The 23,897-nt window shown below is 64.2% G+C and carries 25 protein-coding genes; 11 read left to right on the top strand and 14 right to left on the bottom strand.

The genetic code is table 11. From position 1 onward, the window contains the following. The 3 genes from K8I61_14330 to trmD all read left to right on the top strand — a co-directional run. The coding region (locus tag K8I61_14330; GenBank protein MBZ0273212.1) for a hypothetical protein at positions 1-480 on the top strand (480 nt) is incomplete at its 5' end. Positions 481-586: 106 nt separating this feature from the next. Continuing rightward, positions 587-1,501 (top strand): response regulator, encoded by a 915-nt coding sequence (locus K8I61_14325; protein ID MBZ0273211.1) that lies wholly within the window; start codon positions 587-589, stop codon positions 1,499-1,501. Between the two features lie 182 nt (positions 1,502-1,683). After that, positions 1,684-2,727 (top strand): tRNA (guanosine(37)-N1)-methyltransferase TrmD, encoded by a 1,044-nt coding sequence (gene trmD, locus K8I61_14320; GenBank protein ID MBZ0273210.1) that lies wholly within the window; start codon positions 1,684-1,686, stop codon positions 2,725-2,727. A gap of 199 nt (positions 2,728-2,926) precedes the next feature. Here trmD and K8I61_14315 read toward each other — a convergent pair whose 3' ends face one another. Beyond that, positions 2,927-3,820 carry a polyprenyl synthetase family protein gene (locus K8I61_14315; GenBank protein ID MBZ0273209.1) on the bottom strand — a complete coding sequence of 298 codons (894 nt, stop codon included), beginning with the start codon at positions 3,818-3,820 and terminating at the stop codon, positions 2,927-2,929. Continuing rightward, positions 3,820-4,860 (bottom strand): histone deacetylase, encoded by a 1,041-nt coding sequence (locus K8I61_14310; protein ID MBZ0273208.1) that lies wholly within the window; start codon positions 4,858-4,860, stop codon positions 3,820-3,822. Before K8I61_14310 ends, K8I61_14315 begins: the two co-directional genes overlap by 1 nt. 340 nt (positions 4,861-5,200) lie before the next feature. Here K8I61_14310 and K8I61_14305 point away from each other — a divergent pair, with 340 nt between their 5' ends. From K8I61_14305 to K8I61_14270, 8 genes are all read left to right on the top strand, one after another. Continuing rightward, complete coding sequence (locus K8I61_14305; protein MBZ0273207.1) at positions 5,201-5,878, top strand: hypothetical protein; 678 nt, start codon at positions 5,201-5,203, stop codon at positions 5,876-5,878. A 680-nt stretch (positions 5,879-6,558) separates the two neighbouring features. Further along, positions 6,559-7,386: an SUMF1/EgtB/PvdO family nonheme iron enzyme gene (locus K8I61_14300; protein MBZ0273206.1), complete on the top strand. Its 828-nt coding sequence runs from the start codon at positions 6,559-6,561 to the stop codon at positions 7,384-7,386. Beyond that, a complete protein-coding gene (locus K8I61_14295; GenBank protein ID MBZ0273205.1) occupies positions 7,383-8,336 on the top strand; it encodes a formylglycine-generating enzyme family protein in 954 nt (317 codons plus the stop codon). The genes K8I61_14300 and K8I61_14295 overlap by 4 nt, the downstream gene beginning before the upstream one ends. Further along, positions 8,333-9,379: an SUMF1/EgtB/PvdO family nonheme iron enzyme gene (locus K8I61_14290; GenBank protein ID MBZ0273204.1), complete on the top strand. Its 1,047-nt coding sequence runs from the start codon at positions 8,333-8,335 to the stop codon at positions 9,377-9,379. The genes K8I61_14295 and K8I61_14290 overlap by 4 nt, the downstream gene beginning before the upstream one ends. Positions 9,380-9,411: 32 nt before the next feature. Beyond that, positions 9,412-12,525, top strand: a complete 3,114-nt coding sequence (locus tag K8I61_14285) for a hypothetical protein (protein ID MBZ0273203.1) — start codon at positions 9,412-9,414, stop codon at positions 12,523-12,525. A 17-nt stretch (positions 12,526-12,542) separates the two neighbouring features. After that, the gene (locus K8I61_14280) at positions 12,543-13,217 is read left to right on the top strand and encodes a hypothetical protein (protein MBZ0273202.1); all 675 of its coding nucleotides are present in this window, start codon (positions 12,543-12,545) and stop codon (positions 13,215-13,217) included. Positions 13,218-13,481: 264 nt separating this feature from the next. Further along, the gene (locus K8I61_14275) at positions 13,482-13,760 is read left to right on the top strand and encodes a hypothetical protein (GenBank protein MBZ0273201.1); all 279 of its coding nucleotides are present in this window, start codon (positions 13,482-13,484) and stop codon (positions 13,758-13,760) included. Further along, positions 13,717-14,151, top strand: coding sequence for a PIN domain-containing protein (locus K8I61_14270; protein MBZ0273200.1), 435 nt, complete (start codon positions 13,717-13,719; stop codon positions 14,149-14,151). Before K8I61_14275 ends, K8I61_14270 begins: the two co-directional genes overlap by 44 nt. 93 nt (positions 14,152-14,244) lie before the next feature. On the opposite strand, the gene rplI is transcribed toward K8I61_14270, so the two are convergent. The 12 genes from rplI to K8I61_14210 form a co-directional block, all read right to left on the bottom strand. Continuing rightward, positions 14,245-14,703 carry a 50S ribosomal protein L9 gene (rplI, locus tag K8I61_14265; protein MBZ0273199.1) on the bottom strand — a complete coding sequence of 153 codons (459 nt, stop codon included), beginning with the start codon at positions 14,701-14,703 and terminating at the stop codon, positions 14,245-14,247. A 191-nt stretch (positions 14,704-14,894) separates the two neighbouring features. Beyond that, entirely contained in the window at positions 14,895-15,827 is a 933-nt protein-coding gene (locus K8I61_14260) for a YybS family protein (GenBank protein MBZ0273198.1), read from the bottom strand. Between the two features lie 12 nt (positions 15,828-15,839). Next, positions 15,840-16,103 carry a 30S ribosomal protein S18 gene (rpsR, locus tag K8I61_14255; protein MBZ0273197.1) on the bottom strand — a complete coding sequence of 88 codons (264 nt, stop codon included), beginning with the start codon at positions 16,101-16,103 and terminating at the stop codon, positions 15,840-15,842. Between the two features lie 45 nt (positions 16,104-16,148). Continuing rightward, positions 16,149-16,562: a single-stranded DNA-binding protein gene (ssb, locus tag K8I61_14250; protein ID MBZ0273196.1), complete on the bottom strand. Its 414-nt coding sequence runs from the start codon at positions 16,560-16,562 to the stop codon at positions 16,149-16,151. A gap of 27 nt (positions 16,563-16,589) precedes the next feature. Further along, a complete protein-coding gene (gene rpsF, locus K8I61_14245; protein ID MBZ0273195.1) occupies positions 16,590-17,228 on the bottom strand; it encodes a 30S ribosomal protein S6 in 639 nt (212 codons plus the stop codon). Positions 17,229-17,334: 106 nt separating this feature from the next. Continuing rightward, on the bottom strand, positions 17,335-19,347 hold the full coding sequence (locus K8I61_14240) for a sodium-translocating pyrophosphatase (GenBank protein ID MBZ0273194.1): 2,013 nt from the start codon (positions 19,345-19,347) through the stop codon (positions 17,335-17,337). 81 nt (positions 19,348-19,428) lie between these two features. Beyond that, positions 19,429-19,995, bottom strand: a complete 567-nt coding sequence (pth, locus tag K8I61_14235) for an aminoacyl-tRNA hydrolase (protein ID MBZ0273193.1) — start codon at positions 19,993-19,995, stop codon at positions 19,429-19,431. A gap of 43 nt (positions 19,996-20,038) precedes the next feature. After that, complete coding sequence (locus tag K8I61_14230; GenBank protein ID MBZ0273192.1) at positions 20,039-20,701, bottom strand: 50S ribosomal protein L25; 663 nt, start codon at positions 20,699-20,701, stop codon at positions 20,039-20,041. Positions 20,702-20,738: 37 nt separating this feature from the next. After that, a complete protein-coding gene (locus K8I61_14225) occupies positions 20,739-21,725 on the bottom strand; it encodes a ribose-phosphate pyrophosphokinase (GenBank protein ID MBZ0273191.1) in 987 nt (328 codons plus the stop codon). A gap of 122 nt (positions 21,726-21,847) precedes the next feature. After that, a complete protein-coding gene (locus K8I61_14220; protein ID MBZ0273190.1) occupies positions 21,848-22,099 on the bottom strand; it encodes a hypothetical protein in 252 nt (83 codons plus the stop codon). 287 nt (positions 22,100-22,386) lie between these two features. Beyond that, entirely contained in the window at positions 22,387-22,773 is a 387-nt protein-coding gene (locus tag K8I61_14215; protein ID MBZ0273189.1) for a hypothetical protein, read from the bottom strand. A gap of 48 nt (positions 22,774-22,821) precedes the next feature. After that, positions 22,822-23,897 (bottom strand): hypothetical protein (locus tag K8I61_14210; GenBank protein ID MBZ0273188.1); only part of this gene is annotated, 1,076 nt, incomplete at its 5' end.

Genomic DNA, 23,897 nt, shown 5'->3' with positions numbered 1-23,897 from the left:
GACGGGACCAAGGCCGCGCGCCGTCATCGCGTCGCGGCGATCGCGCTCGTCGCGCTTTGCATGGGCAACGTCGCGTGGGAGGCGCCGCGCAGCCTTGCGAACTTCGAGCGCGATCTTCAGCAGACGCGGCGCGCCGTGCTTCCCGCGGCGGCATGGGTGGCCAAGAACGTGCCGAAAGGCGAATGCGTCGCCGCGCATGACATCGGCGCGCTGACGTTTTTCACGGACGCGAAAATTCTCGATCTCGTCGGCCTGACGGACGCGCGTGTTGTTGCGGCACACAAGGCGAACGACGAGGCGGCGCTTTGGCGTCTCATCGAGCAGGACCGTTGCACGCACCTTGTCATTTTCGAGGCGTGGGACGAGATGTTCTTCCACTTCCGCGAAAATCACGGCGACCGCCTGCGTCTCGCGTGGCGATCCCCGCCAGGACGCACGCCGCTGCATCGATATTCGATATGGCGCGTGATGACGGAATAGATGAGAGGAAAGGGGAAAGAGGAAAGAGGAAAGAGACCGCGCAAATTCCGCTCTTTAGCCAGACGCGCAAAAAGCCGATAACACGCAAGGGGTTGAAAAACGCTCTATGAATCCGTTTCGCATTCACAAGGTGCTGGTCGTCGATGACGACGCCATGATCCGGCGGCTCGTCGCGCGGACGCTCATGCCGGGCGCGCGCCAGGTGATCGAGGCCGGCGACGGCGAGGAGGGCCTTGCGTGCTTTCGCGAGGCGCGCCCTGACGCCGTCTTGTCGGATATCGTGATGCCCCGGACCGACGGATTGGCGTTTCTCCGGCAGATCCGGCAGATTGACCCCGGAGTCCCGGCAGTCGTGATGACCGGTGAAAGCACCGAGGAACGCGCGATCACCGCGGCGCGCCTTGGCGTCGTGGACTATCTTCTCAAGCCTTTTGAAATGAGCGAGCTCACCTGCGTCATGGAACGGCTGGAAAGGCTTGCCTGGCTGCGCGCGCATCCGACCGCCGGTGACCTGGCCGAACTGGCCGTTACGGATCGCATCGAGCTTCGACTCGATAACGACCTTCCGGCCGCGCACAAGGTGCTCGACCGCCTGTTCGCGCTGGTGGGCGTCGACGACGGCGATCTCATGGTCGGCGTGCTCGAGGTGGTGCTGAACGCGATCGAACACGGCAACCTGGAACTCGGGCACGAATACAAGTCGAGGCTCGAATCCGTGCATGACTACAACACCTTTCTCGTCAAACGCGCGCGCATGACGCCGTATCGCGACCGCCGCGCGCGCATCTCCATGTCGATTGACGGGGACGTGTGGGAATGCGTCGTCGAGGACGAGGGCTCGGGGTTCGACTGGCGGGCGCGCCTGGCATCCGAGCGCGACGCCAACTTCACGCTGCATCACGGCCGGGGCGTGCTGCTGGCGCACGCGCTGTTCGACGAGTTCGAATACAACGACAAGGGCAACCGCGTGCGCATGTTAAAACGCGGCGTCGAGCGCGTGCGGCCCCGGAGCGAAAACTAAAAATCGATCGGCGGTCGGCCGTTAGCCGTCAGCGATTAGCCGCCAACCGTCAGCTCGCAGCTTTCAGCCATCAGCCGTCAGCTTTTCTGTTGAACAGCGATTTTACTCGTCATTCGTCACTCGTTACTGCCTTATTGCCTTGCTTCTTGCCCGTAAGGCACGCCGGTGCGAATCTCCCGCCCATGCGTATTGGCGTCGTCACGCTTTTCCCCGAATGGTTTAGTGCCGCGCGCCCACCGGGTGTCGTTGGTCGGGCGATCGAACGCGGCCTGGTGGCGATCGAAACCGCCAACCCGCGCGAATTCACGACGGACAAACACCGCACGGTCGATGACACGGTTTTCGGCGGCGGGCCGGGGATGGTGCTGCGTCCCGAACCGCTCGCGGCCGCGATTCGCGACATGCGCGTGCGCGTGCCGGGTGCGCCGGTCCTCGCGCTATCGCCCGGCGGCGAGCCGTTTACCGACGCCGTCGCGCGGCGTCTCGCGGCGGCAAGCGGGGTCATCCTCGTGTGCGGACGCTACGAGGGCATCGACCAGCGCGTCATCGAGGCGTGCTGCGACGGCGAGCTTTCGATCGGCGATTTCGTGCTGACCGGCGGCGAGATCGCCGCGCTCGCCGTGATCGAGGCCGTCGCGCGCCTCCAACCCGGCGTCGTCGGCAAGGAAGGCAACGTGGCGGCCGACAGCTTCGCGGCCGGGCTCGCGCCGCCGGTCTACACGCGGCCGGAAGAGTGGGAAGGCCAAGCGGTGCCGGACGTATTGCGTTCGGGGGATGCGGCGCGCATCGCCGCGTGGCGGCGCGAGGCGGCCATCGCGCGTACGAATCGGTTCCGTCCGGCGCATCTCATCGACGCGGCGCGCGAGACCCTCGTGCTTGTGCTGACCGGCGAGGACGCGGTTGCCGCGATCCGGTTCGCCCGTGCGTTCGTTCCCGATCTCGCGGCGCACGCGCTTCTCGTTTCGCCCGACGCCGATGCGCGCGCGGTCTTCCGCGATGCGCACCCCGCCTTTGCGTCGTCGTCGCCGCGCGAAGTCGGCGAGCGCGTCACGAAGCTCGTTGGCGCACACGAGGCGATCGATCTCGCCGACGCGGTGGACGTCGGCGCAACGCGCCTTCGCATCTCATGCGCTATCGCGGACGGCAAAGGCGCCGCGCTCATCGCGGATTTCGCGCGCGCGGATGCGTTCGTGCTGGCGGGGCGGGCAGCGCGTTTATTGGGGTAAAAATATTGCGTTTATGAAATGGACATGATGGACGGAATGGACATCATGGACCCAACCGAAACGGACAGCGCGGCACCCTTCCGTGTCCTCCGTGTCTTCTCCGTGCGCTCCGTGTACCGCCGGATGCGCGCCGGTTCGTGACCACCCGCTCCCTGATCCGTCGCTCGCGCCAAGGACAAGCTCTCGCGGCTCCGATCGGTCAACTGTCGCGCGTGACGATGAAGTCGGCGATCTCGGAAAGGCGCCGGGCGACTTTGCCGAGCGGGGCGAGCGCGCCCTTGGCCTCGCGCGCGTATTCCGCCGCGCGGCGGCGCGATTCGTCGATGCCGACAAGCGCGGGGTAGGTCGCCTTGCCGGCTCGCGCGTCGGAGCCGACCGCCTTTCCGGTGCGGCCGGACTCGCCCGTCTCGTTCAGGATATCGTCCATGATCTGGAACGCGAGGCCGACGCGCTCGCCATAGGCGCGAAGCGCGGCGACGGCGTTTTCGTCCGCGCGGGCGACAAGCGCGCCCGCCACCGTCGCCGCGGCGATGAACCGCGCCGTCTTGCACGCGTGAATCTTTTGCACCGTGGCCTCGTCGTAGGACTTGTTTTCGGTCAACAGGTCCAGGCTCTGCCCGCCGACCATGCCGCAAATGCCGGCCGCGTCCGCCACCTCGCGCATCACGGTCAGGCCGATCGACGCGGGCAGCCCCGCGTACAAGGCGGGATCACTCATCATGCGGTACGCCTCGGTCAGGAGCGCGTCCCCGGCCAGGATCGCGTGCGCCTCGCCGAAGACCTTGTGGTTTGTGGGCTTGTTTCGGCGCATGTCGTCGTCGTCCATCGACGGCAGATCGTCGTGGATGAGGCTGAACGTGTGGATCATCTCGAACGCCGCCGCGAACGGCATCGCCGGCGCGGCGTCGCCGCCGCACGCCTCGCACGACGCGAGCAGGATCACCGGGCGCAACCGCTTGCCGCCCGAGAGCAGCGAGTAACTCATCGACTCCTTCAGATACGCGAAGTCCTCGCCGCAACGGCCGTCGATGTACGCGCGCAGATACGCGTCCACGCGCGCGCGGTGGGCGTCGATGTACGATTCGAAATCCATCACGCCACCTGTGGCCAGAAGGGCGCCTGCACCCGGCGCACCTTGTCGAGTACGTGTTCGAGATGCTGCGGCATCAGCGGATCGGGCGCGGCGGATGGTTCGGCGTCGCCGTCCGCGAGCGCAATCAAGCTCTCCTTCACGGAGTCGGTCAGCCCGCGAAGGTCGTATCCGCCCTCGAGCACAAGCACGATCTTGCCGCCGCACACCTCGCCGGCGAGGCGCGCCATGCGTTCGATGATGCGCCCGTAGCCTGCGGCCGTCACGCGCATGCCGCCGAGCGGATCGTTCTCGTGGATGTCGTAACCGGCGGACACGATGACGAGGTCGGGCCGGTACGCGCGGCCGATCGGCACGACGATCGCGTCCACGATCGCCGCGAAATCGCCGTCCCCGTGACCGGGCGAAAGCGGCACGTTGACGGTGAAGCCGCGCCCCTCGTCGATGCCGGTTTCGGTCAACGCGCCGGTTCCGGGATAAAACGGGTACTGGTGCGTGCTGATGTAAAGAACGTCCGCGCGGCGATCGAAGACGTGTTGCGTGCCGTTGCCGTGATGCACGTCGGGGTCAAAGACAAGGACGCGCTTCGCGCCGCGCGCGATCGCGTGCGCCGCGCCGATGGCCGCGTTGTTGAACAGGCAAAAACCCATCGCGCGGTCGCGTTCCGCATGGTGGCCGGGCGGGCGGTGCAGGCAAAACGCGTTGTCGAGTCGGCCGTCGAGAACGGCGTCGATGGCCTCGATCGTCCCGCCGGCGGCGAGCCTCGCGGCGTCAACCGATTTCGGCGACGTGTACGTATCGGGATCGAAGTTCGTGGAGACGCCGTCGGCCGCCTCGACCCGATCGATGTATTCGCCAATATGCACGGCCTCGATCTCCTCTCGCGTCGCCGGGCGCGGCTCGATCGCCTCGAAGCGTCCGGCCATGTCGGGCGCGTCGAGCATGCGGTAAATCGACGCAAGCCTCGCCTCGCGCTCCGGATGCCCCGGCGGCGCCTTGTGCTCGAGAAACAAAGGATGTCGAACGATGCCCGTGCGCGGCAAACCCGGCCCCCCCAAACGGCGCGTCAGGTTCGGGTAACGCGGGAAAAAAGTCCAGAACGCGGCGGGTACGGGCAGGGGGGATTGAGGATCGAGGATTGAGGATTGAATCCATCGCAATCACGCGAGCGCGCTTGCGGCCGGGCAGCGCGGGGCGCCGATCCTTTGCGTGCGGTGCTTGCGATGACCTTTCAGACTTCCAGACTATTTCTTTGGGCACGGGCAGCGGCAGGGACTTGCGGCGACCTTCCAGCCCTCCAGCCTTTTCAGACTTCCAGGCTATTCAAGCCCCTTAAAACGTGCTACGCACGCGAATTCCCATTTTCATCCGGAGGAGCGATCCATGGCGAGGTCGAAAATCGTGCGGGTCGTCGGGGCGTTGGCGCTGGTGCTGGCTCTGGCGGCGCCGGGTGTCGCGGGCAACGACAAGGCAGGCGCGGTCACGGGCGTTCGCGCGGGCTACAACATGTTCAACACGATGGTGGACATGGTTTACGAGGAGCATCCCGACGTGACCATGTGGCACCTGGGCGCGTACGGCGGTTACGATTTCGGCGTCTTCCGCATCACCGGCACGCTCTGGAACTACGTCATGAACATCTCGGAAGACGGCATCTGGCGCGTCGACGGCGACGATCCGATCGACCAGACGTTCGTCGAGGCGGGATCGGGCGGCTTTTTCGGCCCGTCGGTCGATGTCTGGTTCGACGTCCCCGTGCACGAGCGGGTGATCTTCCATCCCGGCGTGGGCGCGGGCATCGCGTTCCGCTACGGCGAGATCAAGCAGTTCGACTACGAAACGAAGACCGGCTTCGGCGATGTGAACGAGGAAGACCTGACGCAAGACCAGATCCAGCCGGAAGCGGAAGATAACGGCAAGTCGTTCATCCCCGTCTGGCCGCTCATTCACGTTTCGGCGGACTGGCTGTTCCTCATCAACGACAACCTATATTGCCGCGCCGATATCGCGTTCCAGACCTTCGGCCCCACGTTCGGCCTCGGGTTCGGGTACCACTTCTAGCCTGGGAACGCGGGCGGCCCGCCCGCTTCGAAACGACGACCGAAAACCACACCGGCCGCGCCACAAGGCGCGGCCGGTTGACGTCTGGGGGCGGCGCGAAAATGGCCCCCAAAAAACGGTCGCCGCGGACCGGGGATCAATCCGGCCGGGGCGGATTCCTTCGGCTCTTGGGCTTGTTGGGAAAAGTCCGCGAGCCCGGCTCAGATATACTGATCGTCTCGATGCGTTTGCGGCTCGGACGGTGGCGCAAGGTTATTGTCTGGGAGGTGCAAACCGCGCACTCCGTCCGCCTTCGCTCGTGCTCCGGCGCGACGGCGTTTGCGGCACTGACATCGCCAAGCGATTGGTTATTGCCTGGCCGGCGCAAACCGCGCACTCCGTCCGCCTTCGCTTATGCTCCGGCGCGACGGCGTTTGCGGCACTGACATCACCAAGCGATTGGGCGCGGCCCGGGTTGTTGTTTCGTAACGCGCGAATTTTTCGTATAATAAGCCGTTTTTTATGACGTCGTTTCGACGGGGCAATCGCGGCATGTTTGCGGGCCGCACGCGGGTCGTGTGAGCGGGCGCTGATAGCCGTCGTTGCCGAACCTTCGGCGACGCTCAGGAGGCGTTCGGCGGTCCCCGGATGCGCCGATGGCGCGCGCGGCGAGTGCGTTGCGCGGGAGGGTACCGGATTTCATGGCGCGTGGGCGTGGGGCGGCATGGCGCATCGGCCTGGTTTCGTTGGCGCCCATCGCGGCCTTCATCGTTTTCCTGATCGCGGCGGGCGATAACGCCGCGCCGCGCGCGTGCCCCCAGGGCATGGCGTTTGTTCCCGGCGGCAAGACCGTCGTTTTGTACGCAGGGCTCCGCTGGGGCGGCGTGCATCGCGAGATGGTAGCCTTGGACGATTTCTGCATCGACAAATACGAGGCGTCGGCGCCCGACGCGACGGCGGACAGCCGCGGGACGATCTCCGGCGACCGTCTTTTTGCCGCGACGAGCCGCGAGGGCGCCTTGCCGTGGGTGCTCGTCACGCACTCCGACGCCGAGCGCGCGTGCGCCGCGGCGGGCAAGCGGCTTCCAACGCTCGCCGAGTGGCAGACGGCGTACTCCGGGCACGATGGCGCTCGGTGGCCCTGGGGATCGGACGCCTATGATACGTCCAACACCTGCCGCGTCGGCGTGGAGTTTCAGGCGTACCCGACCGGCGCGTGCTGCTACACGAACTGCCGTGGAGACATGTGCTGGGAGGTGTGCGACATGGCCGGCAACGTGTCGGAGTGGGTCGCCACGGACTGGAACCCGGACTGCGCCGAGCAGGCGGATCACATGATCGTCGCGGGCGGTTACACGAACAGTGCGGATTCGCCGAACGCGCAAGCCGAGGACCCGCCGGGATCGGGATGCTGGAAAGCCACCGGGTGGGGACAGGCCCGGTATTCGATGCACGGGCATAGCGCATCGCGCATCGGGTACGACGACGACGGCTTCCGCTGTGCGGCGACGCCGGGGCGGGATCGATGATCGACGCAGCGGGTTTGATTTTGATCACGAGCGCGTTTGCTCTCGTGGCGTTGGTCGCGGCGTCGTCCGGCTCGGCGGATTGCGGTTGCGGGGAGGGTGACGTCGCCTTCGCGACGCTCGACGCACGGGACGGCGTCGCGGACGATCGCAATGACAACCGGGGAAATGATGGCGCCATCCACACCGCGTCCGACGACGCGGTCGGCGGCGGCGATCGGTGTCCCGAGGGAATGGCGTTCGTTCCCGGCGGCGAGACAATCGTGACTTACAGCGGCGAACATTGGGACGGGCGTGATAAAGTGACGAAGGCGATCGCGACGGTGGACGATTTTTGCATCGACATCCACGAAGCGTCGCAGCCCGATGCGACGGATGTAAGCCGCGGGAGTTGGCATCCCAACCACGGGACGCCGCCGCCGCCCGCAACGAGCCGGCCGGGCGTGCGGCCGTGGGTGGTGATCTCGCACGACGAGGCCTCCCGCGCATGCGCCGCGGCGGGCAAGCGCCTGCCGACGCTCGTCGAGTGGCAGACCGCGTTTTCGGGTCATGACGGCGCTCTCTGGCCGTGGGGCACGGACGTGTACGACAAGACGCACACGTGCTTATCCGGCGTACCGTTTCAGCCGTACCCGACGGGTGCGTGCTGCTTCACGAATTGCAGGGGCGATACGTGTTGGCGGACGTGCGACATGATGGGCGACGTTTCGGAATGGACGGCAACAGACTGGAATCCGGAATGTCCCGCGAACGCGACGCACAAGATCGTGGCCGGCGGCAACGCGCAGGATCCGCGCCTGTACAACAGCCAGTACGAGAACCCTGTCGGTTCAGGCTGCTGGACGGCCGAGACGTGGGCTCAGCGCCGGTTCGGCATGCATGGGCACGACGCGACGACGGTGCGTTATGACGATGACGGCTTCCGCTGCGCGGCGACGCCGGGGGTCAAATGATCGGCGCGGAGTCGTTCGCGTGGGCCGGCGCGTTCGCGCTATTGATCGCCGCGACGACCAGCGCGGGTTGTGGCTGCGGGGAAGATGACGACGTGGCGACGCTCGATCATCCGACGGGCGACGCCCACGACGATGACGGCGATGACGATGACGATGATTTCGCGTCGGACGACGATGCGGACGACGATGCGGACGGCGATGCGGACGACGACGCGAGTGACGACGACGATGACGACGACAACACCCCGGACGATGACGCCGACGACGACAGTGACGATGACGATGCCGACGATGACGCAACATCCGAATGCCCGGAGGGCATGTCGTTCGTTCCCGGCGGCAAGACGGTGGTGCTGAATCACGGCACGCGCTGGGGCGGTCCGGATGTGACGATCGAGGAAACGGCGGTCGTGGACGATTTTTGCATCGACATCTACGAGGCGTCGCAGCCCGACGCGACGGAGAGCAGTTGGGGGAGCTGGCACTGGAGCCAGGAGACCGATCCGCCGCCCGCGACGAGCCGGACGGGCGTATGGTCGTGGGTGGACATTTCGCAGGAGGATGCCCAGCACGCGTGCGAGGCGGCGGGCAAGCGCCTGCCGACGATCGCGGAGTGGCAGACGGCGTATTCGGGGCACGAGGGCGTGATCTGGCCGTGGGGCTCGGACGAGTTCGATGAGACCAACACCTGCCTGGTCGGAATGCCGTGGGCGGCTTATCCCGGAGGCGCGTGCTGCTACGAGAACTGCCTTCACGATGTGTGCTGGGAGGCGTGCGATATGGTCGGCAACATCTCTGAATGGACCGCGACCGACTGGAATCCGGAATGCCCGGCCAACGCGAACGTCAAGACGGTAGCCGGCGGGTACACCAACGGATTTGAATCGAACACGGACCAATATGAGGACCCGCCGGGGTCGGAGTGCTGGTATTATTCGGGTTGGTCGCACGAACGATACGGGATGCATGCGCACGACGCGTCGACGATCCGGTTTCACGATGACGGCTTCCGCTGCGCGAAATCCCTGGAGTTGAAGCGATGACAAATCCGGTATCCGATCGCGCCCGCGCGAGCATGCGTGTTTTATTCGCGGCGATGCTGATCGCGCTTTTCGCGGCGTCGCTTGGCGCGGCGGGTTGCGGCGGCGGGGAGTCGGGTGCCTCGACGCCTTCCGCGCGCGGCGACGATGACGACGGAACGGGCGCGCCGGATCCGGACGACGACGATGCGGCGGGCGACGACGATTTCGACGACGACGCGAGTGACGACGACGATGCCGGCGACGATGACGCGGACGACGACGACGCGAGCGACGACGACGCGACGGATGACGACACCGACGACGACGATAGCGACGACGATGACGACGACGATAGCGACGACGACAGTGACGACGACACCGGCGACGACGATTCCGATCCGCCGGTCGTCACGATCGCAAAGCCGGAGTCGGGCAAGACCTACAACACGCACGAGATCACGGTGGAAGCGCGCGCCGAGAACGCGGATTTCGGGAGCGTGCGCGCGTATTACGACAGCGTGGACGTCACGAGCCTGCTTTCGATCGTGCAGGACCAGGGCGGAGCCACGGCAGACGGCTATGACTTCGACATCACCGGCAAGATCGACGGCGTCACGGCGGGGCCGCACCAGTTCCGCGTGGCGGCGACCAACGCCGACGGCACGACCGTGAAAACCTCGAATTTCGACGTGTTCATCGACGATCCGTATCTGGAGTTGGCCGTCTCGGACAATCTCGTTCAGCCGGACGAGTCGGTGACGGCCTCGGTGACGATTTATGACGAAAACGGCGCGCCGGTGAACCTGACGTATACCTACGGGGTTTCGCCAAACAGCGGCTTTTCGCGCAACGGCGATGTCTTCACGTTCACGCAGACGGGCTCGTACACGATCACCGCGTCGGCGACGTACAAGGGCGACGTGCTTTCGGATTCGGAAACGGTGGAGGTGAAGGATCTCATCCCCGCGTCGGTGGATATGGTTTTGTCGACGACCGAGACGGTCGCGGGCGTACCGGTGATCGCGAACGCGACGGTGAAAAACGCGGGCGGCGAAGCGCTCGACGGCTTCCTGGTCGTTTACACCGTGTTCCCGAGCGCGGGCGTGACGGTGAACGGCAACATCGTCACGATGACCAAGGCGCGCTCGCACAAGATCACCGGAACGGTGCAGGGCACGAGCATCAAGGATAACGAGGACTGCAACGTCATTCCGGGGCAGCCGGCGAAGGTGGTGCTGACAATCAGCAAGGCCACGATCAACGCGGGGCAGTCGATTACCTGGAGCGCGAAGGTCACGGACCTGTTCGACAACGAGATCGACGGCGCCATCACGCTGACGGTGACCCCGACGACGGGCGTGGTGGTGAACGGGAACACGATCACCTTCAACAAGGCGAAAACGACGCCGTTCAAGGTGAAGGCGCAATACACGTTCCTGTTCGACACGAAAGACGTGCAGGTGAACGACAACCGCGAGCCGTCCATCGCGTGGACGAGCCCGGAGCGCGGATCGGTGACGGGCTCCTCCGGCGTGACCGTGCAGGGCGTGGTGACCGAAAACGAAAGCGCGCTCAAAAGCTTCAAGATCAACGATCAGAATGTGGTGGTCGGGCCGACGGGCCAGTTCACGCACGTGGTCGGGTCGCTTGAATGGGGCGTCAACATCATCGAGGCGATCGCGATCGACGATTTCGACAACACCTCGAAGGCGAACATCTCCGTCATGCGCGGCCAGCTTTTGCCGGATGACGAGATGATCGAGGGCGTGATCGGCGTGCGCATCAACGACAGCGGCCTGACGGAGATCGAGGAATTCGTCGCCGAGGCGATCGGGGAGCTCGACATCACCGAACTGCTCGATCCTTACCTGCCGTTTGTCATGGGCAATCCGGGCGACGCACTTTACGTGGTCGGCGATTTCACCACGTTCAACTTCGGTTCGCCGACGATCGACCTGCAGCCGCAAGTCGGCGGTCTCGGCTTTGACGCGGCGATTTCCGGCATCGACATGGACGGCTACATTGACATCTCGTACAGCGGCGGCGCGCCGGCGCGGTTCACGATGGAGATATCCGGCACCATCACCGCCGGCGCGGACATCGGGATCGACATCGTCTCCGACACGCTCGAGGTTTCGCTCGACAACTTCACGGTGAGCCTCGCGCAACTAACGGTCGTGCTGAACGGCATCGACAGCGCGCCGATCATCGCGCTTTTGCAATCGCTCATGCAGCAGCTCGTCTCCGATCTGCTGGAGGGCGAGGTGGCGGACCTTCTCGACGATCTGTTCGCGGATCTCGATCTGTCGTTCGCAACCGATATCGAGGGCGTGAACTACAATTTCGAATTCGATTTCAACGACGTGGATTTCTACGTCGACGGCGGCACGATCTGGATCGACGGCCGCGTCACGGCGGACACGGTCGATCCCGACACGCGCGATATCGGCGGGAGCCTGTTCACCGCGGGCGCGCTGCCGACGCTCGATATGCGCACGCCCGTAGGGAATCAGCTTTACGGATTCGGCGTCGCCCTCGGCGACGACTTCATCAATCAGATGCTCTATCGCTTTTTCCGCGCGGGACTGATCACGATCCACATCAACGAGGAGTTCGCCGACGAGCAGGGCTTCCAGTGGGATCTGACGACGACGGATCTGGCCTTTTTCCTGCCGGGGCTCGCGGACCTGTACCCGGACGCGCCGATCGAGTTCTGGCTCGATCCGCAGCTTCCGCCCGTCGTCATCTTCAGCGACGACGGGGGCCTTGGCCTCGAGCTTCAGATCGGCGATCTGCTGATGGACCTGAAGGTCATTCCCGACGGCGAGTCGCCGGTGAACGCGCTCGGCGTGGCCGCGGGGATCACCGTGCCGCTCTCAATCGACATCGACACCGACACGCAGGCGCTTTCGCTCATCTTCGGGCAACCCACGGTCGCGGTGGACGTGTACGACAGCCAGTTCATCTATTTCCCGTACGGGCTTATCGAGCAACTGATTCCGTTCGTGGTGGAGTTGGCGTTGCCTCTGATCTCGAACATGCTGCAGGATATTCCGCTGCCGGTGTTCGAGGGCTTCGCCTTCCCCATCGTGGAAACTTCGGCCTTCGGGCTATATGACGATTACCTCGGGATCTTCGGCGATCTCGAGTTGATCACCACCCCCTGACCAGTGAGGATGTGATGATGCGTTCCATTTTGATCGTCGCCTGCGCGATCGCCGCGTTTTCCGCGGCGCCCGCCTTCGCGCAGAACGACTTTGAGGGAGACGTGAATTTCCTGATCCCGATCGCGATGTTGCCGGATTCGCTCTACGACTTCGCGTTTCGCGTGGAGAACACGACGACGCCCAGCGAGACGCGCCGGTGGGTCGAGCAGGTCGAGATGTACATGCCGAGCGCGGGGTACAATCTTTTCGTGCTGGATCTGGATCCGCCGCAGGCGCTGCACGGCGGCACGTGGGATGTCGACGCGGCCAAGGACGACGAAGGCGTCTGGGGCATCGTCTGGATGCACTCGGCCGGATCGACGTCGGCGGGCTTCGGCGACATCAAGGAAGGCGAGTTCCTGGACTTCAACTTCCGCGCGCAAACCGACGACTCGGCGACCGACGGGTTTGACTGGCTGCTCGCGGCTGACAGCGGCGAAATCATCTCCGGCACGGCGTTCATCGGCGGCGGCGATGACGACGACGATTTCGACGATGACGATGATTTCGACGATGACGATGACGATGCGTTCGCCGACGACGACGCCACGGACGACGACGACACATCGCCCAACGTTCCCGACGACGATGACGACGAGTTCGGCCGCACCGGCGCCGACAGCGACGACGGCGACGGCGGGTGCGGGTGCTAAAAGAAGGCTGGAAGGCTGAAAGGCTGAGAGACGGGAAGGCGTCGTAATCGCCGCGTGCGGACGCGACACCCTGCGCCTGCAACCCGACCGGTTGGAACCGCGACCGTTAGACCGGAAGGGCATCGACTCAAGTACGAACCGCAACCGTAAGGGAGCGGGTCGAAAATGCGATCAAATAACCGCGGCGGCGCTTGACGGCGCCGCCGCGGTTTTGCGTTGACGCGGTAAATGGCCTGCGAGCATACTCAAGCGCGGGAGTGCATCATGAGTACCAAGGAATCAATCGCCACGCGCGGCGAAAACGAAATCGAACTGGACCTGCCGGCGGAGAAGCCCATTTTGATCACAAAGGACGGGAAACCGACTGGTGTCTATTATCCGATCGGCGATCCGCAACGGCTCCCCGACGATGTCCGGAGGGATCTGATCCGATTGCTTAGCGAAAGCCTGCGGGCGCAGAGCGATGCGGCCGGAATAACGATCACGGACGAGCAGATCCTTGCCGACATCAAAGAATTTCGCCGGCGTCGTCGCGGACGCTAACGTCCTTTTGGCGGCGGCTGCCGGTCGCGCGGCGTCACGCATTTTTTCGCAATTTCGAATAACAACCCATTCGTGTCGTTTCACCTGCGATGAGGTCGAAAAGTACTTGGCGCCGGTGGCTTCCAAGTACGCGGTCGATATCGATCGCGCGACTTTGAACTGGAATACCCTGACGATTCGGATTCACGAACGAAACGAATACGCCTCGAAATGGGAGGAGGCTCGCCGCGCCATCGACGCGCGCGATCCCGACGACGCGCACGTTCTCGCGCTCGCGATGACGCTCGATTTGCCGATCTGGTCGAACGACAAGGATCTCGCCGGGCATGGCGTGGATGTTTATCCGACCGCCGTTTTGCTTGCGATTCTCGAGGCCCGATCCCGGGAATGACGACGCGGCGGCATCCGATGGAGCCGCCGCGTTCATGGATCGTACCGGATTCCGCTTCCGCGCGGACCCGGCGAGCGGTCGCCCGAGCGTCGCTTACGCTTCGGGCGTCTCGGCCTTCACCACCTGCACGCGCGCGGTGGCGATGACATCGTAGCCCAGGCGGATCGGCACCTCGTGGACGCCGGCGCGCTTGATCGGCTCGTCGAGCACGATGCGCTTGCGGTCGATCTCGACGCCTTGCGCGGCGAGGGCTTCCTCGATGTCCCGCGTACCGATCGAGCCGAAGAGCTTGTCTTCCTCGCCGACGTTCGCGGTGATGTGGATCTGCGTCGTCTCGATGCGCCGCTTGACGGCCTCGGCGCCCGCGACCTCTTTCTTGCGGCGCGCTTCCGCCACGCGCTTCTGGTGGTTCAGGTTCTTGACCGAGCGCTCGGTCGCCTCGGCGGCGAGCTTGCGCGGCAGCAGAAAGTTCCGCGCGTATCCGGCCGCGACGTTCACCACGTCGCCGATCTGACCCACCGTGTCGACATCCGCCAGCATGATGACCTTCATGCGTTCCTCCTCGAGATGGCGCGCCCGAAGGCGGCCCTTTGCGTTGCTGATATTCCGGTTTTCAAAACAAACACGGATAAAACGTTCGAAAAACAAACACGGACAAAATAGAAACGATGGAACGAATGGACCTCATGGACACGTTGGGAAGGGCGTGTGCCGATGCGATTTCATTCCGCATTTCGCATTCGTCACGCGTCTCCTTCCCCGTCCTTTTCCGGCGGCTCTTCCTTCACCGCCGGCGCCCGCCGAAGGCGCCGGAAATCCAGCCAGATATCGAGCACGCCCATCGTCGCGAGCGCGGGCACGAGCATGGCGCCCATGAAGGCAAGCGCGAAGGCATACGTCAAAAAGCGCAGGCCGGGCGAGAAACGCATGCGCCGCATCGCGTGGCTGACGATCGCCGCGCCCTGAAAGAAAAACGGCGTCATCGCGACGATCAGCACGTTCGCGGCGACGGCGGTGACCATTCCGTCGCGCGACATCACCAGGCCGACCGCGGGCAGAAGCACGCCGAAGACCATCGGCTCGGGCGCCGACCAGGCGGAAAAATCCAGCGCGCCGCGAAACGGCCGGCCCGGTTCGCCAAAACGCACGGCGATCATCAGGTTTAGCCAGGCCGTGATGAACGCGAGCGCGACGTTCGCGCCTGGCGTCACCAGCACGGCGGTCTGAAGCACGCCCTGCATGCGCGCGGCGTCGGCGGCCGTGTCAGCCTGCATTCCGATCCCATATTGTTCAAAGATCAACGCGCGATTGGCTTCGACCAGGTCGACCACGCTCGCGAGGTCGCCCGCGGTCAGCCCCATGCCCGCGGCGACGACCGCGGCCAAGACAACCATGCCGGCAAGGGCCATCGCCGCGCCGGCCAGAAACACCGCCTCCACGCGATCGAACCGCGCGAATCCGTACGCCAGGCCCGGGCCGGAGGCGATGAAGACCGCAAGCGTGTAGGCCGCGAATCCCGCGCCGCCGATGCCAAGGCAAATCAGCACGAACGTCAGCAGCAGCGCCCAGGCGGCGACGCGTCCCCGCCGCATCTCCATCAAAACGATGGAGGCCGGGAAGGTCATCGCCATCACGATGATGGCGAGCGATACGACGACGTCTATCGCCGACGTCATCGGATGTTCGCGTTATCCGCTGAGCGTCGAGCTGACAAACGGCAACAACGCCACCTGCCGCGCGCGCTTGATCGCCAAGGTCATCTCGCGCTGATGTTTCGCGCAGTTACCCGAAATCCGCCGCGGAATGATCTTCCCGCGCTCGGTGATGAACTGCGACAACAGCTTGGATTCCTTGTAATCGATCACGATCGTCGTGTCCGCGCAAAAACGGCACACGCGACGCTTTTGCAGCGCGCGCCGGCGGCGCTGCGTCGTTGAACGGGCCATGACCATATCGAACTCCTTGCGCGCCCGTCACGGGACGCGCCCATCCAAACGTTAAAAGGGAATGTCCTCGTCGTCGAACGGCGGCGGTTCGTCGCTGACGCGCTCGCTCTTTTCGCCGCCTTCGCCCCGCGCGCCCGGCGGGGAGCCGAGAAACTGGATCGTGTTTCCCACGACCTCAACCTTGCTTCGCTTCGTTCCGTCCTTGGCTTCCCAGCGGCGCTGCGTCAGCTCGCCCTCCACAAGGATCGGACGGCCCTTCGCGAGATACTTCGCGCAGTTCTCCGCGGTGGTGCCAAAGACGACGATATCGAAAAAGCTCGCCTCCTCTTCCCACCGCTCCCCGCGCTTGACGCGGCGGTTCACCGCGAGCCCCATGTTCACGATCGTCGTGCCGCCGTCGGTCACGCGCTTTTCGGGATCGCGGGTGAGGTTTCCGACCAGAATCACGCGATTAAAATTCGCCATGTCGATGCTCCCGCCGTTTTCGCGCGCTCACTCCGTCTCGTCGCCTTCATCCGCGTCCTCGCCGTCTTCCTCGGCGCCGGAATCGGACTCGTCATCGTCATCGGCGTCCATTTCCGTATCGATGTGGTCATCCGTGCCCGCGGCGTCCCCGGTCTTATCGGGCTCGGCGCTCGCGCGGCGGCGCGGCCTGTCATCGTCATCGTCGTCGCGGTCGCGATCACGGTCACGGTCACGGTCGCGGTCGCGATCACGGTCCCGGCCGCGGCGGGGTTCGCCGTCGCCATCCTCGCCGGCGGCGGGCGCTTCCTCGCCGTCGATCGGCACCATCTTCGGCGTGACCTTGGAGTAATGCTCTTTCTCCGTTTCGAGGACGATGTCCTCCTCGGAGAGCTGGACGGTCAGCCAGCGGAGCACCTCGGGGTTGAGGCGCGCGACGCGCTCGAGCTCGGTGATCTTGTCGGGTTCGGTGGCGAAGGTGGTGAGCTGGTAGATGCCCTTGGCCGCCTTCTTGATCTCGTAGGCGAGTTTTTTCTTGCCCCAGCTTTCGTGGAGAAGGATCTCGCCGCCCTGGCCGGTGATCGTGCCGGTCAGCTTTTCAATCGCCGCGTGCGTCGCCTCGACGGGCGAATCGTGACGCAAAACGTATAGCAACTCGTACTTTCGCACGGGTCCCCCTTTTGGTCGTTCGGCCCCGGAGCCCCCCATAGGCGCCGGAGCAAGGAAGAAAATCGGGGGAGCGGCCCGCTCCCCCGCCGGATTTTCGCCGTCTATATCACAACAACGGCGCGATCACCAGCGCGACCACCGACATCAGCTTGATGAGGATGTTCATCGCCGGGCCGCTCGTGTCCTTGAAGGGATCGCCGACTGTGTCGCCGACAACCGCCGCCTTGTGCGTATCGGAACCCTTGCCGCCGTACTGGCCTTCCTCGATCAGCTTCTTCGCGTTGTCCCATGCGCCGCCGGCGTTGGCCATGAGCAGCGCCAGGAACACGCCGACGAGCGTCGCGCCCGCGAGAAAACCGCCGAGGGCTTCCTTGCCGAGCGTGAAGCCGACGATGACCGGCGCGGCGACCGCGAACAAGCCGGGCAGGATCATCTCGCGGATCGCGGCGTCGGTCGAAATGGCGACGCAGCGCGCGGAATCGGGCTTTTGCGAACCGTCCTTCAAGCCCGGCATCTCGCGGAACTGGCGTCGCACCTCGGCGACCATGGACGCCGCGGCGCGGCCGACGGCTTTCATCGTCATGGCGCCGACAAGGAACGGCATGATGCCGCCGATGAACAGGCCGACAATGACGTGATTGTTCATGAGAGACAGGTCGATGACCTGCATGTTGGACGCACGCAAAAACGCGGCGAACAGCGCGAGCGCGGTGAGCGCCGCGGAGCCGATGGCAAAGCCCTTGCCGATCGCGGCCGTGGTGTTGCCGAGCGAATCGAGCTTGTCGGTGATCTTGCGGACGTCCGGTCCAAGCCCGGCCATTTCGGTGATGCCGCCGGCGTTGTCGGCGACGGGGCCGTAGGCGTCCACGCTCATGGTGATGCCGACGGTGGCCAGCATCGAGACGCCGGCGATGCCGATGCCGTAGAGGTCGCCGAGCGAGTAGGCCACCCAGATCGTGGCGGCCAGAACGAGGACCGGCAGGGCGGTCGATTCAAGCCCGATCGCGAAGCCCGAAATGATGTTCGTGGCGGGACCGGTTTCGGAAGCCTTGGCGATCGCGTGAATCGGCTTTCCGCTCGTGTAGTATTCGGTAAGGACGCCGATGAGGACGCCGGACAGGAGCCCCGCGACGACCGCGCCGTACACGTGCCACATCTGGCCCGAATCCCAAAGCAGCAGCACGCACGCGGCCAGCGCGCCGACGAGATAAACGCCGCCGGCATACCAGGTCGCCTTGCGAAGGGCCGAGGCCGGATCCTGGTTCTTGAGCTTGTCGATCATGCGCGAGCCGAACAGCGACCCGATAAGGCCGACGGAAATGAGGACGATCGGCAGGGTCATCCAGCCCATGACATCGCCGCCGCGATAAACGGCGATGACGAATGTCGCAACGACGGAGCCGACGTACGATTCGAACAGGTCGGCGCCGAGGCCGGCCACGTCGCCGACGTTGTCGCCGACGTTATCCGCGATGACGGCGGGGTTGCTCGGATCATCCTCGGGGATGCCCGCCTCGACCTTGCCGACGAGGTCGGCGCCGACGTCCGCGGCTTTCGTGTAGATGCCGCCGCCCACGCGCGCGAAAAGCGCGATGGAACTGGCGCCCATCGAGAAGCCGCCGATGACGCTCGCGAACGCGGAGAAATTCTCCAGGGTGTTCGACGCGAACACGGGGTAGAGGAAAAACAGGCCCAGGCCGAAAAGCCCGAGGCTCGCGACCATGAGTCCCATGACGTTGCCGCCGGCGAACGCCTGCGCCAGCGCCTCGCCCGCGCCCTTGGTGGCCGCGGCCTGCGCGGTGCGCACGTTGGCCTTGGTGGCGGCCTTCATGCCGACAAATCCCGCTCCCACCGAGCAGAGTCCGCCCGCCATGAACGCGACGGCCGTCCACAAGTCGCGGTAAACCGCAAGCAGCACAAACACCGCGAGCCCGAAGATCGCGAGCACGCGGTATTCGCGTTTCAGAAAGACGGATGCGCCCTCGGCGATGGTGTCGGAAATGCCGCGCATATGGTCCGTGCCCGCATCCGCCTCGAGGATGCGGTTATAGACCTTGTAGGCCGCGGCAAGACCCACCACACCGAGGATCCAGCCGAAAAACCCAAGAAAGTCACCCATGGATCGGATCCTCCTTATCCCGCCTGGCGGGATATCGACAAACGAAATCTCGAAACCCGGCGGCCCGTTTGGGCCATCGGGTCAGTCAGCGTGAAACCGGTTTTGCGTCGCCGCCAGACCTTCCTCGAACAACATGATCGCCGCGTCCGCCGCGCGTTCGATCGGCGTATCGAACAGGCGGCGCTCCTTCGCGGACAGGCGCATCAACACCCAATCCGCCGTTTCGACGCGCGGATTGTCGGGCCGGCCGACGCCCAGGCGCAGGCGGTAAAAGCCCTCGTCGCCCAGATCCTGCGCGATCGACAACACCCCCTTGTGCCCCGCCGCGCTTCCCCCGCGTTTGACGCGGATACGCCCGGGCGCGAGGTCCACCTCGTCGTGCAGGACCAGGATGTCGTCCACCGCGACGCGGTAGAACGCGGCAGCCGCGCGAACCGCGCGCCCGGAAACGTTCATGAACGTTCGCGGTTTCAGGAGCAGCGCGGCGTCGCCGGCGATACGCCCGTTCGCGATATCCGCGTCGAACTTCCGGCCCGAAAAAGCGGCGCCGATGCGTTCGGCGATGATGTCACAGATCCAGAACCCCGCGTTATGTCGCGTGGATTCGTAGGCCGGGCCCGGATTGCCGAGCCCGACGATCAACTTCACGAGAAACTCCGGAGACGAACGGGCCGCCGCGCCACGCGCGGGGTTATTCCCCGCCGCCCTCGGCCGGCTTGGCCTTGCCTTCGCCCTCGGCCTCGCCTTCGGCGCCTTCGCCCGCTTCCTCGGCCGGCTTCTCCTCGACTGCGCGGGGAATGACGCACGCGATCAGCGGCGCGTCGGCCGGCGAGGCGAGTGCGACCTTTTCCGGGAGCGTGAGGTCCGACAGGTACCAGGTTTGACCAAGTTCCAGCGCCGACACGTTGCAATGAATCGCGTTGGGGATGTCCGTGGGCAGGCAGCTCACCTCGATGTCGCGCGCGATGGGCGTCACGACGCCGCCGAGTTTCACGCCCGCGGCCTCGCCCTCGTAGATGACGGGCACGGTGACGCCGATCGGCTTGGCGAGGTCGATGGCCAAAAGGTCGATCGACAGCGGGTCGCGCGTGATGTGGTGAACCTGCAAGTCGCGGATGATGAACACCTTGCCGGCCAGCTCGCCTCCGTTGTCCACCGAAAGGCGCACGAGCGCGGTGCTCACGTTGTGCTTGCGCGTGAACTTGACGAATTCGTCGCCGTCCATCGAAAGCGCGGTCGGCGTGATGTCGCCGCCGTAGGCCACGGCGGGAATCCGGCCGGCGCGGCGCGACCGGCGCGCGGCGCCCTTGCCCTTTTCGTCCCTGCGTTCCGCATGTAGTTCGTAGATCGCCATGATGTCGTCTCCCCGCCGGGATTGGCCGTTCGGCGGATTAGTTGATGACCTGAATGTCGGTGAACAGCGAGCTGACCGAGCCGCCGCAATGGATATTGACGATGGCGTTGGCCAGGAGCCCCGCGACCGTCACGACACGGATCTTGTTCACGGTTTTCGCCTCCGCGGAAAGCGGAATCGTGTCCGTGACCAGCATCAATTCGATGTTCGATTCCGAAAGCCGGCGCACCGCGTCGCCGGAGAAAACCGGGTGCGTGCCGAGCGCGAACACCCGGCGCGCGCCGCGTTCGGCCAGCGCCTCGGCCGCGGCCACGAGCGTCCCGCCCGAGTCGATCATGTCGTCGACGAGGATCGCGATCTTGTTTTCGACCTCGCCGATGATGTTGACCTGCGCGACCTGCCCCGGCTTGGCGCGGCGCTTGTCGACGATCGCGAGGCCCGCGTTGTTGTGCAGAAGGTGCGCGAGATAACGCGCCCGGCGCACGCCGCCCGCGTCGGGCGAAACGACCACGACATCGCCGTCGAGCACGTCCTCCATCTTCTCGAGCGTGCGCGAGATCTCGGCGGTCGCGTAAAGGTTGTCCACGGGAATGTTGAAAAAGCCCTGAATCTGCCCGGCGTGAAGATCCACCGTCAGGATGCGGTCCGCGCCGGCGGTGGTCAAAAGATCGGCCACGAGTTTCGCGGTGATCGGCGCGCGCGGGGCGACCTTGCGGTCCTGGCGCGCGTATCCGTAATAAGGAATGACGGCGGTGATGCGCTCGGCGCTCGCGCGCGAGAAAGCGTCGAGCATGACGAGCAATTCCATGAGTGAGCCGTTCACGTCCGGCCGGCAGGTGGGCTGCACGACGTAGACGTCCTTGCCTCGCACCGACTCGGCGATCTCGACGTTGATTTCCCCGTCCGCGAAATGCGAGACGTACGCGTCGCCGACCTCGATTTGCAGCGTGTCGCAGATGGCCTTGGCCAGCTCCGGGTGCGCGTTGCCCGTGAACACGCGGATATAGTCAGGGTCAACCGACAAGGATGTCGACACGGCGCGGTTTCCGTTAAACACGAGGAGCGACTCGTCGTTGGCGAAAGGGGGCTTGGCCTGAAGCCCCGGGACTGGGAACGGCGGGCTTTTGCCAGAATGCCCGCGTTATGTCAAGCGCGAAGGACCGCGTTACGGCGCGCTCGCCACGCCACTCTCCCCGTTGCGGCGACGCGCCACGTCCCGGTCGGGTTCACCGAACGCACCGGCGTTCGGAAGACGCTCACCTGGGACACGGCGAGGTCCGCGGGCATGAACGAGATCGTGTCGTCGTTCGTCTCGCCATCGGCCTCGACCGCCAAGTCGAACTGGCCCGGCGTGAAGCTGAACGCGTCGAAGACCGGGCCCCCTCGACCGTGCGGCAAACGCCGCGCCGCCGGCTGCGCCGTCAGCAAAGCAAACGTCGTCCGACTCCGATCGGGACGGGGTGCGCGGCTGGTTCCGCATCGGCAAACAGCTTTCAAAAGCCGCGTCGTTTCATCCGCGACGCCATTTTTCAACAGACGCACGCCCCGCCGCGCCCGGTTCGACAGCGCTCCGATTATCACAAGATAACTTTAATAGGTGACCGTCCCCATTTATTCCATTTATTTGATAATAGGTGACTGTCCCCTATTTCCCCGATTCGTGATTCGCCATTCCCCATTGGCGATCACTCCGTGCACCACGTCCCGGTCGGGTTCGACGTGAAGTCGGGCGCCATGAAGACGAAGTCCTGGACGACCGCGCCGCCGGCCGGAAGGAATGGAATGGATTCCTCGACGGCGCCGCCGTCGGCTTGCAGTGTTATGACGTAGTCGTCCGGAGTCACGTTGAAGGCAACGAACAACGGAATTTCGGGGTGCGTTCCTTCGCCGTCGTACGGGCCTCCGGTGGTGATGTCGCGCTCCGTCGATTCGACGAAATCGAGGCATTCGTCCCATTGCAGGTACAGATTTGCCTGCGCGGCCGGGTCGAAATCCACCGCCACGCACCCGACATGTTCGAAATCCGACGCGGTGTCGTATTCGATCGATCCGACGACCGTGCCCTTGTTCACGAAGTCCGGCCACACGCCGCGGACCTTTAGCTAGCGCTAAATCACGTCTCATATCCCCGGCAGGCTATATAGTATTAATCCAGATGATGCCCCCGCGATAATATGACTGCCATCGGACGCAATAAAAGCATCAGAGACGCCTGCATCGGCACAATCAATCCAATCGCGTTCCCAATTAAAGCCATCCCCGCTAATCGCACGTTCTGTACAGTTTGTAACTAACTTGGTTGAACTCGTATATATGTAAACGGTATCATCGGCGCCTAAAGTGATATGACCTTCCTCCGAAGTCCCGATTACTTGTTGAAGTGAAAAAGCATCCCAAGCGCCACTTCGGTTTGACGAATAGTAAATAAATCGATTGGCTCCGGTAATATCGTCAACGGCGACGTGAACACGATTTAATGAATCCAGGGCTACTGACGCGTTGCCGCTGGTACTTACGACGTCGAGTAGAAAATCTTCGATCCACGTCCCGTTGTTTTTCGTAGCATGATAAAAACTTTTCTCGCGGCGAAACACAATGTGGACGTCATTGATTTCGGAAATCGCAATATCCGCACCGTCAGTCGTTCCAGTTGCAATATCTTCCGTATGCCAGGCGCTGCCTATTTTTTCGCTAAATTGCAAGAGCGAGATATTATCCGTCTTCAGCAATACAGGAGCGTCGTTCTGCAACAAAGCGATCTTCGCCGCAGCACCGCCAGCAATGTTTTCGATTAGCCAGTTCGATTCGGTTCTGTGGGCATATTTCTCTTGGCCTATGCTGTGGTCCCAAAACGCGACGTGTGGTCGATTCAAGGAATCAATCGCGATGTCCGGGTAGTAGCCTACGTTTTTGCCCTCCGCGATGATTTCTTCGCGCCATTGCCCGCCGGTATTTGTGAGGTAAATGAAAGCGGGACTAGGATTAATTCGATAATAAACCGCATGAAGCGAGTCGTCGGGGCCCAGGGCGTAGGCGTCGTGGTCGGCGGAAATATGTCCGTCGTAAATCCTCGATGTAATCGCGTCGGTTCCGTTCGTGTAGAGCCAGTTCATCGACGACTGGTCATCCGACATCATCGTCGCGGCCGCGTATGTATTCGAGCAATATTTGGCCTTCGTCACCTGCCCGTCGTCAG

This window comes from bacterium (genome assembly GCA_019912885.1).
In the GTDB taxonomy this organism is placed as follows: Bacteria; Lernaellota; Lernaellaia; order JACKCT01; family JACKCT01; genus JAIOHV01.
Note: the sequence above shows the minus strand (reverse complement) of the source record. Positions and strands in the feature narration are given on the sequence as shown.

Excerpts from the sequence above, each read along its gene's own strand:
- K8I61_14325 (MBZ0273211.1), top strand. The coding sequence starts at position 587 with ATGAATCCGTTTCGCATTCACAAGGTGCTGGTCGTCGATGACGACGCC.
- trmD (MBZ0273210.1), top strand. The coding sequence starts at position 1,684 with ATGCGTATTGGCGTCGTCACGCTTTTCCCCGAATGGTTTAGTGCCGCG.
- K8I61_14315 (MBZ0273209.1), bottom strand. The coding sequence starts at position 3,820 with ATGGATTTCGAATCGTACATCGACGCCCACCGCGCGCGCGTGGACGCG.
- K8I61_14305 (MBZ0273207.1), top strand. The coding sequence starts at position 5,201 with ATGGCGAGGTCGAAAATCGTGCGGGTCGTCGGGGCGTTGGCGCTGGTG.
- K8I61_14300 (MBZ0273206.1), top strand. The coding sequence starts at position 6,559 with ATGGCGCGTGGGCGTGGGGCGGCATGGCGCATCGGCCTGGTTTCGTTG.
- K8I61_14295 (MBZ0273205.1), top strand. The coding sequence starts at position 7,383 with ATGATCGACGCAGCGGGTTTGATTTTGATCACGAGCGCGTTTGCTCTC.
- K8I61_14290 (MBZ0273204.1), top strand. The coding sequence starts at position 8,333 with ATGATCGGCGCGGAGTCGTTCGCGTGGGCCGGCGCGTTCGCGCTATTG.
- K8I61_14285 (MBZ0273203.1), top strand. The coding sequence starts at position 9,412 with ATGCGTGTTTTATTCGCGGCGATGCTGATCGCGCTTTTCGCGGCGTCG.
- K8I61_14280 (MBZ0273202.1), top strand. The coding sequence starts at position 12,543 with ATGCGTTCCATTTTGATCGTCGCCTGCGCGATCGCCGCGTTTTCCGCG.
- K8I61_14275 (MBZ0273201.1), top strand. The coding sequence starts at position 13,482 with ATGAGTACCAAGGAATCAATCGCCACGCGCGGCGAAAACGAAATCGAA.
- rplI (MBZ0273199.1), bottom strand. The coding sequence starts at position 14,703 with ATGAAGGTCATCATGCTGGCGGATGTCGACACGGTGGGTCAGATCGGC.
- K8I61_14260 (MBZ0273198.1), bottom strand. The coding sequence starts at position 15,827 with ATGACGTCGGCGATAGACGTCGTCGTATCGCTCGCCATCATCGTGATG.
- rpsR (MBZ0273197.1), bottom strand. The coding sequence starts at position 16,103 with ATGGTCATGGCCCGTTCAACGACGCAGCGCCGCCGGCGCGCGCTGCAA.
- ssb (MBZ0273196.1), bottom strand. The coding sequence starts at position 16,562 with ATGGCGAATTTTAATCGCGTGATTCTGGTCGGAAACCTCACCCGCGAT.
- K8I61_14240 (MBZ0273194.1), bottom strand. The coding sequence starts at position 19,347 with ATGGGTGACTTTCTTGGGTTTTTCGGCTGGATCCTCGGTGTGGTGGGT.
- K8I61_14230 (MBZ0273192.1), bottom strand. The coding sequence starts at position 20,701 with ATGGCGATCTACGAACTACATGCGGAACGCAGGGACGAAAAGGGCAAG.